At 69.8% G+C, this 13,301-nt stretch carries 10 protein-coding genes; 2 read left to right on the top strand and 8 right to left on the bottom strand.

The genetic code is table 11. From position 1 onward, the window contains the following. Positions 1–70: 70 nt before the first annotated feature. The 6 genes from POF73_RS17780 to POF73_RS17755 form a co-directional block, all read right to left on the bottom strand. The gene (locus POF73_RS17780; protein ID WP_272116331.1) at positions 71–1,651 is read right to left on the bottom strand and encodes an ABC transporter substrate-binding protein; all 1,581 of its coding nucleotides are present in this window, start codon (positions 1,649–1,651) and stop codon (positions 71–73) included. A gap of 264 nt (positions 1,652–1,915) precedes the next feature. Next, positions 1,916–2,599, bottom strand: coding sequence for a TetR/AcrR family transcriptional regulator (locus POF73_RS17775; RefSeq protein WP_272116329.1), 684 nt, complete (start codon positions 2,597–2,599; stop codon positions 1,916–1,918). 551 nt (positions 2,600–3,150) lie between these two features. Beyond that, positions 3,151–6,120: an aminotransferase gene (locus tag POF73_RS17770; protein WP_272116327.1), complete on the bottom strand. Its 2,970-nt coding sequence runs from the start codon at positions 6,118–6,120 to the stop codon at positions 3,151–3,153. A gap of 51 nt (positions 6,121–6,171) precedes the next feature. Then, the gene (locus tag POF73_RS17765) at positions 6,172–6,612 is read right to left on the bottom strand and encodes an Lrp/AsnC family transcriptional regulator (protein ID WP_272116325.1); all 441 of its coding nucleotides are present in this window, start codon (positions 6,610–6,612) and stop codon (positions 6,172–6,174) included. A 610-nt stretch (positions 6,613–7,222) separates the two neighbouring features. Further along, positions 7,223–8,665 carry a C4-dicarboxylate transporter DctA gene (gene dctA, locus POF73_RS17760; protein ID WP_272116323.1) on the bottom strand — a complete coding sequence of 481 codons (1,443 nt, stop codon included), beginning with the start codon at positions 8,663–8,665 and terminating at the stop codon, positions 7,223–7,225. After that, the gene (locus POF73_RS17755; protein WP_272116321.1) at positions 8,662–9,780 is read right to left on the bottom strand and encodes a PrpF domain-containing protein; all 1,119 of its coding nucleotides are present in this window, start codon (positions 9,778–9,780) and stop codon (positions 8,662–8,664) included. The genes dctA and POF73_RS17755 overlap by 4 nt, the downstream gene beginning before the upstream one ends. Before the next feature lie 139 nt (positions 9,781–9,919). Between POF73_RS17755 and POF73_RS17750 the strand changes: the two genes are divergently transcribed. Next, positions 9,920–10,828 carry a LysR family transcriptional regulator gene (locus tag POF73_RS17750; RefSeq protein WP_272116399.1) on the top strand — a complete coding sequence of 303 codons (909 nt, stop codon included), beginning with the start codon at positions 9,920–9,922 and terminating at the stop codon, positions 10,826–10,828. Positions 10,829–11,547: 719 nt separating this feature from the next. Here the strand turns inward: POF73_RS17750 and POF73_RS17745 are convergent. Then, positions 11,548–12,345 carry a hypothetical protein gene (locus POF73_RS17745; RefSeq protein ID WP_272116319.1) on the bottom strand — a complete coding sequence of 266 codons (798 nt, stop codon included), beginning with the start codon at positions 12,343–12,345 and terminating at the stop codon, positions 11,548–11,550. Further along, positions 12,345–12,467, bottom strand: a complete 123-nt coding sequence (locus tag POF73_RS17740; protein WP_272116317.1) for a hypothetical protein — start codon at positions 12,465–12,467, stop codon at positions 12,345–12,347. The genes POF73_RS17745 and POF73_RS17740 overlap by 1 nt, the downstream gene beginning before the upstream one ends. A 279-nt stretch (positions 12,468–12,746) precedes the next feature. Between POF73_RS17740 and POF73_RS17735 the strand changes: the two genes are divergently transcribed. Then, on the top strand, positions 12,747–13,286 hold the full coding sequence (locus POF73_RS17735; protein WP_272116315.1) for an ArsR/SmtB family transcription factor: 540 nt from the start codon (positions 12,747–12,749) through the stop codon (positions 13,284–13,286). The last annotated feature ends 15 nt before the right edge of the window (positions 13,287–13,301 follow it).

The raw sequence follows: 13,301 nt of genomic DNA, 5'->3' as shown, positions 1-13,301 counted from the left end.
GGGGTCTCCCTGCCGGACGGTCGGGCCCCGGCCGCGTGGGTCTGCGCCGCGCGTGCGGGCGGCCCGTCCGTCAGCCGGTGATGCGCAGGATCGGGTCGTCGAGCGAGCCGCCCAGCATCTGTGCGCTGAACCCCCTGCGCAGTGCGTAGATGAACGGGTCGTTGACCAGCGGCACCCCGTCCACCTGCGAGATCAGGGCCTTGGCGGCCTTCTGGTAGGCGGCGCAGCGGGCCTTGTCGGTCGTCGCCTCGGCGCCCTGGGCGAAGGCCTTGTTCAACGCGGGGTTCTTCACCGCGCCGAGGTTGCCGCCGCCTTCGGGGACGGTCGGGCCCACGAAGTGGGCGAGCGGGTTGGCAAGGCTGCCGAGGAAGTTGAGGTCGGCGAAGACCGTGAGGTCCCAGGCGTCGGGCTTGCCGAACACGGTCCCGACCCAGGCCCCGACGTCGACGTTGGCGAGGGTGACGTCCGCGCCCGCGGCCCGCAGCGCCTCCTGGATGTACTGGTTTCCGGCGCCGGCCGGTCCGACGACCTGGGGGCCGACGAGGCGGATCTTCTTGCCCTTGAGCACGGAGGCCGCCGCGGCCTTGTCCGTCGGTACGAGGAAGGAGGTGCCAGGGTCGTTGCAGGGGATGCCCTTCTGCACGAACATCGTCGACGGCTCACCCGTGTCCTTCGAGACGACCTTGGTGAAAGCGGCGCGGTCGACGGCCTGGGCGACTGCCCGGCGGGTGGCGGCGTCCGCGAAGACCGTGCCGGGACGTTCGTTGAAGAGCAGGTAGAAGTCGGAGAACCGGCTGATGCTCACGCTGGTGCCGCCCACGCCGTCGAAGCGCGGGATGCCGGAGGCGTCGATCTTGCCGATGTCGAGCTGGCCGCTGGTCACGAGGTTGCCGGTCGCCGTCGGGTCGGGCGAGACCAGGTACTCCAGCGTCGTGGCGACCTTGCCGGAAATCTTCGTGCGCCAGGCCGGCCATGCCTTGTACTCCGGGCGAAGCCTGTAGGAGTACGAGACACCGGACTGGGACTTCTCAAGAAGGTACGGGCCGGACTGGGAGCCCTTGGCCTTACCGGCGGCAAGGGCCTTGAGGTCCTTGAGTCCCGCCGGGCAGACGATGCCCGTGCTCGCGACCGACAGGCCGGTGACCATGTCGCCCCACGGCCTGGCGAGAGTGATCTTCACCGTCCGCGCCGCGTCGTCGGCGGTCACCTTCGCCTTGTTGCCGGGGCCGAAGACCGTGGGCAGATCGGGCGCCGCCGTCTTCGGGTCGATGTAGCGGTCGAGGGAGCCCTTGACGACCGTCGGCGTGATCGGCGTTCCGTCGGCGCAGGTCGCGTCGGGGCGCAGGGTGAACGTGGCCGAGGTCGGCGTGTTCTTCCACTTGGTGGCGAGCCCGCCGACGAGCCCGCCGTCGTCCTTGCGCACGAGGGTGTCGTAACTGTTCCGGGCGAGCTGGTAGTCCGGCAGCGACAGAGCCTTGGCCGGGTCGAAGCCGGCCGGCACGTCGATCGTCGTCCGGATCTTCGTCACCGTGGCGGCATCGCCGCCGCTCGGATCTCCGGCCGTCGATCCCGTGGTGGTACAGCCGGCGAGTACGGCCGTCAGGGCGACGGCAGCGGTCACAGGGACCGCGCGGGTACGGGTCTGGCGCATGGGTGCTCCTGGAGAGGGATGTCGCGCTCTGCGCAGGTCTCAGGGAACCGGGCGGGACGAGCGCGAGCAGTTCGGGGGTGGAGGCGGTGCGCGCGGCGCTCGGTGGACGTCGCTTGGCGGCGAGCCGTGGAGCACTTGGTGGAGAGGATGCAGCCAAGTGAACGACGTAGTCAATAGCGTTAACTATCTTTGTGCGCGCCAGCCCTGCCGCCGATTTCGGCCGCGAGAACGCCGCTGGACGGTGACCGCGAAGACTGACGCGTGTCAGTCGCGCGGGAGCGTCGCCGCCTCCGCGTCGAGGGCCGCGAGGAGGATGTCCGTCTGCCGGTGGAAGACGTCGGTCATGTCGATGCTGCGCAGGTGCTCCTTCGCCGCCTCGGCGTAGGGGTACGCGTCAGGATCCGCCGGCTGGTATTCCTGCACCCAGTTCACCTCGGCGCCGAACCGCTGGTTGACGAGTCGCCAGGCGTTGTTGCTCGCCATGGAGAGGATGAAGTTCGAGAACACCTGGTAATGCAGGACGGCCTCCCGGCCGCGCCAGCCGCCGCGGTGGAACGCTTCCAGGACGGCGTCGACGGCGCGCAACTCGTGCACGCCTCGGGTGACTCTCCCCATGCAGAGCGCGGCGGCCGCAGGGTGGTCCAGGGCGGTGTTCCAGGCCCGGATCGCCAGGTCCCGCAGCGACTCGGTCCACGACTCGTGCGGCTCGTACCCGTCGAGGGAGATCCTGTCGAGCTCCTCCGCGACGGCGACCATGATGTGGTCGCGACTCGCGAAGTGCCGGTAGACCGCGGTCGCGGAGGAGGACAGTTCCTTGCCGAGGCGCTGGAAGGTCAGCGCGTCCGGCCCGTCCTCGTCGAGGATCCGCAGCGCAGTCGCCACGATGAGCCCCTGGGAAAGGGTTCCCCGCTGGAGCCGCTTCGTCGACCGCCCTCCGGCAACTGCCACGCGAACGCCTCCCTCGGACGGACGGCGAGCACATGCTGCCGCAGCCTGCGCCTCCTTACCGGCGGCAAGGAAACCAGCCTAAGCGACTGCTGCTGAGCGGATCGTCCTGGGACCGGTCACCGGGGCGGCCATGACCCCCACGCCCGTCCGGACACCACCACTTGGATCACGGCCTTTCACGACACCGAACGGCGCCGCAGCGCGGTCGGCGAAAAGCCGCCCGTCGATTTCGGACTGTCCGCCCGGGAAGCACGCACTCCGGACCGATCAGCGACAGCGCCGTCGCCGTCGGCTTGGCCCACGCGCCCCGCGCCTGACGATCGGGCCAGAGCTGTCCGTCGCCCTCTTCGAACGCCCTGGCCGGGGCCCGCAGGACTACGCGTCACGGTCCACCCGTGCCACCGAAGCGTTACGCGACATCTCGAAGCTGAAGAACTGCCGCGCCACGTACCCCCGCCAACCGGGGATCTCAGCAGGCCGAGTGACCTACGACGTCAGACGCCAAGCCAAGTACAAGCCGCCGGGCCCCCGAGCCTTCCGGATGTGTGGCGTCATCGGGAGTGGCCGAGTTGGGTGAGGGCCAGGTCGAGCGTGTCGGCGAAGAAGTCGGCTGCGGTGGTGTCGATGCACAGCGGTGGCTTGATCTTGAGGATGTTGAGGTGGTCCCCGGTGGGCTGGACGATCACGCCGAGGTCGAGCATGCGGTCGCAGAGTTCGGCGGTCTCTTCGGTGGCGGGTTCCAGGCCGGCGCGGTCCCGGACGAGTTCGAGGCCGAGGTAGAGGCCCGAGCCGTGGACGGCGCCGATGATGCCGTAGCGGTCGGCCAGTGCCTCCAGCCGGCTCTTCAGATGGCCGCCGACGCGCGCGGCGTTGCCCTGGAGGTCTTCGTCGCGCAGGGTGTCCAGGACGGTGAGGCCCACGATGCTGGAGACGGGGCTGCCGCCGGTGGAGGAGAAGAAGTAGCCCTGGTCGCGGTACCGGTCCGCGACCGCCCTGGACGTGATGACGGCGCCGAGGGGGTGTCCGTTGCCCATGGCCTTGGCGACACAGACGATGTCGGGGACGACCTGCTGCTGCTCGAAGCCCCAGAACCAGTGTCCCAGGCGGCCGTATCCGACCTGGACCTCGTCGGCGACGGCCAGGCCGCCGTGCCGCCGTACCGCCGCGTACACCTGGGCGAGATAGCCGTCGGGAAGGGCGACTCCTCCGGCGTTGCCGTAGAAGGTCTCGCCGATGAACGCTCCCGCCGGGCGGCCGGCAGCGGCCAGTTCGTCGATCACCGCGACGGCCTCGGGTGCGTAGCGCACGGCATCCGGCCCGCGGTGGCGGCCGCGGTAGGAGTTGGGCGAGTCCACGGTGTGCACCCAGCTCGGGCGGGTGGCCAGGGCGTTCGGGTTGTCCTGGAGTGAGGTGGAGACCGCGTCGGAGGCGTACGTCCAGCCGTGGTACGCCTCGCGCAGCGCGACGACCTCGGGCCGGCCGGAGGCCCCGATGGCCAGGCGCAGGCCCAGGTCCACCGCTTCCGAACCGGAGTTGACGAGGAACACCGTGTCCAGAGGGTCGGGGAGAAGGCCGGCGAGGCGCTCGGTGAACTCCACCACGGAGGCGTAGTGGAAGCGCGAGTTGGTGTTGAGCCGCCGCAACTGCCGGGAGACCGCCTGCTCGACGCGGGGGTGGGCGTGGCCCAGTGGGGTGACGTTGTTGACGATGTCGAGGTACGACCGTCCGTCGGTGGACAGCAGATGGTGGCGCCAACCACGTTCGATGCGCGGAGGGTTGGCGTAGTAGTGCTCCTGCACGGTGGCGAACACGGCGTCCCGCCGGTCGAGCAGGTCCCTCTCGGGCGTACGGTCGGAGCCGGCCGCCAGGCCGAGGAGCGGGGCGGGGTCGGCGGTGAGCGCGAGCCAGCCGGCGGCGTACTCGGGACGGACCAGGCGCGGGGCGGCGGGGCCGTCGGCGTCACGCAGCGCGACGTTGACCGAGGCACCGGAGCCGAGGTGGGTGATGTCCTCGCCCGCCTGCACCGTCGCACCGGTGGTGACCACGGGCCGGACAGCGCGGGGGAAGGACAGCGACAGCGTCTGCGTGCCGTAGGTGAGTTCCACATGGCCCGGCGCCGCAGCGAGGACCTTCCCCGCGGCGGGCGCCTGCACCACGGCATCCCGGCCGAGCCAGAGGTCGACTCCGGTGGGCACGGTGGCGGTGGACACCGCCGACAGCGCCGGTGTCCGGGTCAGGCGCGCACGGGCGTACCGGGTGGCGACGGCGGCCGCTCCGTCCGCGAGCGCGAAGGTCACCAGCCGGGCCTCGGTGGCGGCGTCCGTCCAGGCTCCTTGGTCCATGGAATCGGCGTCGGTGGACAGGTCGAGGAGGGTGATGTGGTCGGCGGCGAGGTCCCGCAGGAGAGGCCGCACCGGCGGGTCGGCCTGCGCGGTCCGGGCAGGCGCGTCGGCCGTGCCGGTCGCGTCCCTGATGAGGCGGATCATCACCGGCAGGGGCAGCGAGGTGGCCTGTTCGAATATGCGCCATTCGCGGTCGAGCGCGGCCTTGGCGTAGACGTTGTCCTCGTCGACGGCGGCCTGGTGCCGCCCGCTGGCCACCAGGACGGCGGCGCGCAGCACCACGAGCGGCCACACCGCCTCGGCCTCCTCGGCGGAGAGCGGCCGAACGGCGTGGAAGGCGCGGACGGCCGGCAGCACGTGGTGAGGCTCGATACCGTCGTGGTGGAGCATCGAGGACAGTGACACGGCGAGTTCGCCGACCGCCCAGCTCTTGGTCACGTCACCGAAGTCGATGACCCCGTCCGGCACGGGCGGACGGCTGTCGGGACGGCGGATCAGATTGTCGTCGGTGAGGTCCAGGTGCACGGCCTGCGACGGCAGCGCGGCGGCGAGCTTCTGAACATGCGCCCAGGCCTCGGCGGTCGCGGTCCGGACGGCGGTGCGCCGGTCGGGTTCGTCGATGTGCCCGGCGAGCTTGGCGACGACGCGATCGGCGTACTGCGGGTCCCACTGGAGCACGCGGTCGAGGCCCGGGTGCCGGAAGTCGCGCAGGGCGGTGCTGACCTTTCCGGCGATCGTGCCCATGCCCGCCACGGTGCCGGGTGACAGGTGCCGTGGTCCCGAGAGCGTGCCGCCGGGCAGGTGGCGCAGCAGGCGCGCGACGGCCGGACCGTTCTCGGTGTCCACCGTCGTGCGTCGCGGGGAGCCGTCAGGGCGGCGCAGGACCGTGGCGATGCGCAGTTCCGGGCAGGCCGAGGCGATCAGGTCGGCTGCCGCGTCCTGGGCTTCGATCTCCACCGTGCCGAAGGCGGGGTTGGCGATCTTCAGGATCGCCGCGGGCGTCCCGTCGTCGGCGTGCAGCAGGAAGTTGGCGTCCTGCTGGCTGCCCAGCGCCTGCGCGCGAGCAGTGATGCCGAGGTGTTCGGCAGCGATGAGCTCGGCCTCGGCCGGCGCCGTGCGGGGTGCTGGAAGGGCGTCCTTGGTGAAGAAGTCGATCGTGCGGTACTCGTCGGGCAGCATGCAGGGTTCCTCTGCTGGTGCGGGCGAACAGGGCTCGGACGCTCGGGTGCCTCAGTCGACGTGCCACAGGAAGCGGTGCGTGTGAATCGCGAAGTAGGGGAAGTTCTCCACGGATGCGACACCCTCGACGGGCCGCACGACGTCGTTGATGAAGTCCAGAAGATCCGGCGGCTGAGGGCACACCACCTCCGCGAACAGGTCGAAGCCGCCGGCCGTCAGGACCGTGTACACGACTTCGTCGTGGCGGGACAGCTCATCGGCGACCGCCCGGGGATCGCCGTCGACGCGCAAGCCCAGGAGTGCCATCGTCTGCCGGCCCATGGTCATCGGGTCGGTCACTCCGACGACCTGGACCGCCTTGGTGTCGATCAGCCGCTGCAGCCGGAGCCTCGCGGCCGAGGGTGACAACCCCACCTTCGGCCCCAGATCGGCGTATGGGATCCGGCCGTCGACCTGCAGCTCCCGCAGGATGGCCCGGTCGATGTCGTCCATGCGGCACCTCCCTCTCCTACTGGAACGCCAAGCATTGCGCTCGTTTCAAGCACGATGCCTGGTCGTCGCGCTCGATTCAAGTGTGAAGGCGATGGAATCGAGCGAATCGACTACACAGGTTCCCCTTGAGCGCTCCAGATCGGCGCTTCGAAGTGCGGCTCTTGGGTGCGCGTGAGCCCAGGAGTCCGCGAGGAGGCGGTCGTCCGGGAACTCCCGTACGTGGCGCGGAATTTGGCTCCCGGGTGATGCTCGGTCTCTACGCCAGCGCCGTGAACCCCCGTGTGCGTGAGGCTCTCGGGCACTACGGCGACTCGTTCACGAAGGTGGCCTGCGAGGCGTACCAGGCCCTGCTCCACACATACGGACTGCGCATGCGCGCGCCCTACCAGGTCGATCAACTTTCCACCAGCATCGCGTCCCTGCACCTGCCTGCGACCGGCAAGGGGCAGCGGTGGACATCGCGTTCGTTACGGCACCCTGTGCGGCATCTCTACTCCGGCATCGACCCTCCTGACCGACGTTCTCGCCGTTGACCTGAACGCTCAGGCGAGAGGAAACCTGAGAAGGGCCGGTCCGGAGCCGACGCTCCGGACCGGCGGTGAGGGGCATGTCAGCCGGCGGCGGGCACCGGCTCACGGTCCGCCCCGGTCGCCGCCTTCAGGTCGGCGTCCTCGACCGCCTCGGGTTTCGCGTCGGGCGTCGGTTCCCCCTGCGGCTCGGGGGTGTGGTCGATCTCGGGAGCGGAGGTGTACGGGAGTTCGCCACGGAGGACGGCCTTGGCGCGCTCCTCGTCCAGCTGTCCCTCCCACTTGGCCACCGCGAGTGTGGCGACGCCGTTGCCGACCACGCTGGTCAGGGCGCGGGCCTCGGACATGAAGCGGTCGATGCCGAAGATCAGGGCCAGGGCGGCGACGGGCACGTGCGGTACGGCGCTGAGGGTGGCCGCCAGGGCGATGAAGCCGGAGCCGGTGACACCGGCCGCGCCCTTGGAGGTGAGCAGCATGACGGCGAGCATGGACAGCTGCTGGGTGAGACTGAGGTCGATGCCGAGGGCCTGAGCGAGGAATACCGAGCCCATGGTCAGGTAGATGGCGGTGCCGTCGAGGTTGAACGAGTAGCCGGCGGGCAGCGTGATCCCGACGACCGGCTTCGAGGCGCCCGCGTGCTGGAGCTTGGCCATCATGCGCGGCAGCACCGGCTCGCTGGACGAGGTGCCCAGGACGATCAGCAGCTCTTCCTTGATGTAGCGGAGGAAGGGAAGCAGACGCAGGCCGTTGATGCGCATGACCGTGCCGAGGACGACCAGGACGAAGAACAGGGCGGTGAGCCAGAAGGAGCCGACCAGCAGGAAGAGGTGGCGCAGGGTGTCCAGGCCGTAGTTGCCGATGGTGAAGGCCATGGATCCGAAGGCACCGATCGGGGCCAGCCGCATGATCCAGCGGATGAGCGTGAACAGGACTTTGGAGAGCCTCTCGATGCCCTGGGTAATCCCCGCCCCCGCCTCGCCGGCGGCGTTCAGGCCGAAGCCGAACAGCACCGAGATCAGCAGCACGGGCAGGATCTCGTGGCCGGTCAGCGCGCTGAGCAGGGTGTCCGGGACTATGGCGAGCAGGAACGCGGAGAGGCTCTCGTGGCTCGCGGTCGCCTCCGGCGGCAGCCCCTTGGTCGACAGGGTCGAGGGATCGACGTGCAGCCCGCTGCCGGGCTGGACGACGTTCACGACGACCAGCCCGATCACCATGGCGACGGTCGTCAGGACCTCGAAGTAGACCAGCGCCTTGAGACTGACCCGGCCGACGGCGCGGGCGTTGCCCATGGAGGCGATGCCGTGGACGACGGTACAGAAGATGACGGGCGCGATCATCATGCGGACCAGCGAGATGAACCCGTCGCCCAGGGGTTTGAGATCGGCTCCGAACGACGGCCACAGCCAGCCGACTGCGGCCCCGGCCAGGACGCCGATCAGGCACTGGACGTAGAGCAGGGACAGCAGCCTGCGCAGGCGGCTCGGGGGAGATTTGACGGTACCCGGGGCAGCGTCGTTGCGGCTCATGCGGGGCGTCCTTCCAGGACGGGAACGAGGAGTTCGGCTCGGGCGATGCGGCGGGCGGCGCGGTGCAGCAGCACCGTGGGGGACGTGCCCTCCGCCGCGGGGACGGCTCGGGCGGTGATGACACCGGCCGGGGTGCCCAGGCGCAGCGTCCCTTCGGCGGTCTGCCGGGCGACGCGGTGGGCGAGGGTGCCGGGGATGGCGGCTGCGGTGGCCAGGGCGACAGCCGAGGTGAGACCGATCGCCGGGTGGGGCGCGTGCATGGAGACCATGCGGACGGCCAGGTCGTACTCGTCCTGTTGGACGAGGGTGGCATCGGTGGTGCGGTAGGCGACAGGACGGGCGACCACTCCGACCTTCGGGACGGCGTGGCTGACGGGGTCGCTCTCCTGGGCCAGCCCCATGGCCAGGGCCGCCTGTCGGCGCAGCACGGTCAGGGCGGGCACCGCCGCGGCGAACTCGGCGAGGGACTCGGTGCCGTCGAGTCCGAACGCCTTGGCCTCGAACAGGGCCGCCGGGGCGCCGGCGTCGACCAGGGATGCCTCGACGGTGCCGGCGGGCCCGGTCAGGGTGTCCAGGGCGTGACCGGTCGGCAGGGCACGGCCCGTCGACGTACCAGCCGGGTCCTCGAAGCCGAGCAGCACCGGCACGCCCGGCGCGGCGGTGCCCGGCACCCGGGCCGTCCCCGCGTCGGGGGCGGCACACCCCGGCGTGGGGATGGTGCCGCTGAGCCTGGCGCCGGTGTTGACGTTGACCATCCGCACCGTAGTGGAGTCCGACGTGACCGGCACCAGGCCGTTGTGGACGGCGTACAGGGCGACAGCGGTGGCGCAGTTGCCACAGTTGCTGGTCCACTCCACCCGCTCGTCACCGATGCCGACCTGCGCGAAGGCGTACTCGACGTCGACACCCGGCTTCGTCGAGGTCCGCACGATCGCCGCCTTCGAGGTGGTGGAGGAGGCACCGCCGACGCCGTCGATCTGGCGGGGGTCTGCGGCGTTGTAGGCGGCGAGCAGCAGGGTGTCGGTGTCCACGCCGGTCGCCACCACGTCGTGGTGGTCGAAGATCCAGCACTTGCTGGTACCTCCGCGGATCATCTCGCCCTGCAGACGCAACACAACAGACTCCTCGTGAGAACCCCGACCCCGACGGCACTTCCGTGCGGGGGTGCGATCCACAGTGGGCGCGAGCAGCGTGAAGTACAATCTCGGAAATCTGCATGGGTATTAAGCTGAAGTGAACGCTGGAGGTGGCGAGATGCTCGACGTCCGGCGCATCCTGCTCTTCACCGAGGTCGCCCGCCGGGGCTCGGTCACGGCGACCGCACGCGCCCTCAACTACACGCCGTCAGCGGTGTCGCAGCAGGTCAGCCGCCTGGAGGCGGAGGCGGGGCAGCCGCTGTTGGAGCGTCATGCGCGGGGTGTCACACTCACCGACGCGGGGCGCGCGCTGGCCGAGCGTGGACAGCGGATCGAGCGCGAACTGACGGCCGCGGAGAACGAACTCGCCGACTTCGCGGGACTGCGTGCCGGCACGCTCCGGGTCGGAACCTTCCCCACCGTCGGCGCCTCCCTCCTCCCCCGGGCCGTGATCGCCTTTCGCCAGACGCACCCCGACGTGCGGCTGACGGTGCGCAGCGCCCGTATCGCGGGGCTGTGGGCGATGCTGGAGAACCGCGAGATCGAGATGTCCCTGATGTGGGACTACGACTGGAACCGCATCGACCGCGAGGACATCGTCGTCACCTCGCTCGTCGACGACCCTCCGGCACTCCTCGTCGGCAAGGACCACCCCCTCGCCGGCCGCTCTTCGGCCGCGCTCGCCGACTTCGCCGACGACGCCTGGATCACCCGTGCCGACCACCACCCGGTGGCCGAGGCCCTCGCCCGCAGTTGCCGCGCGGCCGGTTTCGAGCCGCAGATCGCCTATGAGGCCCATGACTACCAGGAGGCCCAGGCCATGGTCGCCGCCGGCATCGGCGTCGCCCTCGCTCCGACCCTGGCCCTGGAGGGCATCCGAGGAGGCGTCAGCGTCCTGCCGCTCCTGCCCCCCGCCCCGGTGCGCCGCATCCTCCTGGTACGCATGAGCGACCACGCCCTGACCCCGGCCGCCGAAGCCTTCACGGGCTTCCTGCGCGACAGCGCGGCGGTCGCCGGAGGGCGATGAAGCGCCGCGTTCACCTGTGATGTCGTCAGGTGGTCACTTCGCGCGAAGTCATCGCCCAAGTGGAGGACGGTGTGCCCATCGTTTACGGCAGTCCCGCACGCCAACAGGTCCTTCGCTCCAGCCGCCCGACAGGGCTCCGCCGGGGACCAGATACGTGATCAGTCGAAGGCCCAGACCCTTCGCTTGCACATGGCCGGTTCACGCCGTTGTTTGTGGGACGACAGCATCTCCACCGACCTCGTCGCGATCTGCGACCTGCCTGGTGCCCCATGCCCGACGGCATCTACCGCTGCTCCCGCATCGTCCGGGCACCAAGCCTCACGCCGACCGCAAGCCCTCGATTCCTCGCGTCCTGCCCGCGTCCCGAATCCGGCTCCATATCCCTCCCGCACGCCACCTGCGGAGCCCTGCCCCTATGCCGGACCAAGACATCCGCGCAGGTCAGAGCGGCTCGAACTAACGCCGCCAGCAACGGAGTCGAACTCACGAGCAGAGGATTCAGCCCCGTGGCCCAAACCCCTTAATCTGCACCCCCCGATGAGACGTTTTCGCAGGTCACAGGAGTGCACAGTGGGGCGGGTGGGACTCGAACCTAAATTGGTGACGCGTCTCACCTGCGTTTCACCGACGGAACGGACATATCCATCCGCTTCCATCCGGCCGCATCCTGCTCGATCCTGCTCCATCGGGGGCCGTTAGGCGTTCGCCACGGTCCGCGGTTACGTTCTGCAGCAAGCGATTGCCCCCAACACCATTCGCCGCCATCCACTATCCGCCTCGGCCCAAGCCCCGACGTGCGCCAGCGGACCACCTCCCTGGCCGGCTTCCATGGCTCTGGCAAGGTAGCCCGTGGGCAGACCTGTGCTGTTGTGACGTGCCGCCTTGACGAGCAGGGCGTCCCCCAGCAGGTCCGGCACCAGACGCACGGTGGTGCTATGGCTCAGGACCACCCCGGCGCCCTTCAAGGTCGCCAAGTGCTGGGCGCAGACGTCGAACGGCAAGCCGGTCAGGGCTTCCAGCGACGTGCGGACCTCCGGTTCCGCGAGCCGCACAGACTGGAACGCGGCGGGGGCGGAAAGCAGGTCCTGGGGTACCTGACCGGATGCCGGATCGGCGGTCAGCGCTTCGGCGATCCGGTCCGTGAGTTCCAGGCGGAGTTGCTCGTCGCCCTCGAATCTCCGGGGATCCAGGGCGCCGCTGTTGATTAGTGCCGCGCCGGTGACGATCAACGGCGGGCAATCCCGTGCCGCGGTGGCGAGACTCGGTGCATGGAGTCGTGCCGCTTCGTCCAGGATCTCGCTGGCCGGGGAGAGGACGTCGTCGAACTCCAGGTCCCCGATCTCAACCATGGTGGCCTCGTTCGCGTGCAGGCCAGCCTGGGCCAGTGCGCGGCGGTCGTGGGCCACGTCGTAGGGCCGTAGGGAGAGCAGCACGTTGGCGGAGCCGTTGGCACTCCGGACCGCGGAGACAATCCTTTCCAGGGGGAGGGTGTTGTCGTGTGCGTCGTCGACGATCATCAGCAGACTGCCGTGCTCGGCAGTTCCCTGAACGAGCCCGGGCCGATGGCGAAGTCGGGGCCGAGCACCCGTACTTCGACGGCGGGCTCTGCCTCGCGCAGCGCTTCGCACAGGGCCGTCACGATCTTCGTCTCCCCGACTCCTCCCCTACCGATGAGAAGCGCGACGTCGCCTCACCACTTAGGGAGGCACGACGGCCAGCGGTCGTTCGATTTTTGCCGAGGCATGTTGAGGTACGGAAAGTGCCGCTGAGATTGGTCTTGGTCTGATCTGCCACAGCTGCCCGGATCGGCAGCGCATGAGGGGCTTTGGCAGAAGGTCTCGCGCGCCGGGCTGCAGATTCTGGAGGTCCGCGCGAAATCCCCTTGCTCAATGGTCAAGAATCATTGACCATTGCTCGCATGCCTACTGACGATCTTCCCGAGACGTTTCACGTCACCACGGACGAGCAGCTGCGCGCCGTCTCCAATCTCACGCGTCACCGGATCATGGCCGTGCTTCGCTTCGCGCCGGCGACGATTACGCAGATCGCCGAGCGGGTGGGCCTTGCGAAGGGGAGTTCCAGCTATCACGTGCGGCTGCTGGAGCGGGCCGGCTTGGTGAAGGTGGTACGGACGCGGAAGGTGCGGGGTGTCACCGAGCGGTACTACGCGATGGCCGCGCGGGCGATCGTGCTGCCGGATCCGGGCGAGGGAGGGCCGGATGTGCTGATGCGGCATGCGGTGGCGGACTTGGAGGCGTCGCCGGTGGATGGCGAGCGGCACGTACGGATGGCGCATCTGCGGCTCACCGACGAGCAGTTCGCGGAGCTGGGGGCGCGGCTGCAGGCACTGGCGGACGAGTACCGGGAGCTGTCCGATCCGTCGCTGCCGGACGCGTCACTCGTCTTCGCACTGTTCCACCCGGCACCGCGCGAGCAGGCCAAGGGGGGCGCCAAGTGACCTCAGGTGTTCGGA

The organism is Streptomyces sp. HD (assembly GCF_028369295.1).
In the GTDB taxonomy this organism is placed as follows: domain Bacteria; phylum Actinomycetota; class Actinomycetes; order Streptomycetales; family Streptomycetaceae; genus Streptomyces.
The sequence above is the reverse complement of the archived record's forward strand: the minus strand, read 5'-3'. Positions and strand labels throughout refer to the sequence as shown.

Excerpts from the sequence above, each read along its gene's own strand:
- POF73_RS17780 (WP_272116331.1), bottom strand. The coding sequence starts at position 1,651 with ATGCGCCAGACCCGTACCCGCGCGGTCCCTGTGACCGCTGCCGTCGCC.
- POF73_RS17770 (WP_272116327.1), bottom strand. The coding sequence starts at position 6,120 with ATGCTGCCCGACGAGTACCGCACGATCGACTTCTTCACCAAGGACGCC.
- POF73_RS17765 (WP_272116325.1), bottom strand. The coding sequence starts at position 6,612 with ATGGACGACATCGACCGGGCCATCCTGCGGGAGCTGCAGGTCGACGGC.
- dctA (WP_272116323.1), bottom strand. The coding sequence starts at position 8,665 with ATGAGCCGCAACGACGCTGCCCCGGGTACCGTCAAATCTCCCCCGAGC.
- POF73_RS17750 (WP_272116399.1), top strand. The coding sequence starts at position 9,920 with ATGCTCGACGTCCGGCGCATCCTGCTCTTCACCGAGGTCGCCCGCCGG.
- POF73_RS17745 (WP_272116319.1), bottom strand. The coding sequence starts at position 12,345 with ATGATCGTCGACGACGCACACGACAACACCCTCCCCCTGGAAAGGATT.
- POF73_RS17735 (WP_272116315.1), top strand. The coding sequence starts at position 12,747 with ATGCCTACTGACGATCTTCCCGAGACGTTTCACGTCACCACGGACGAG.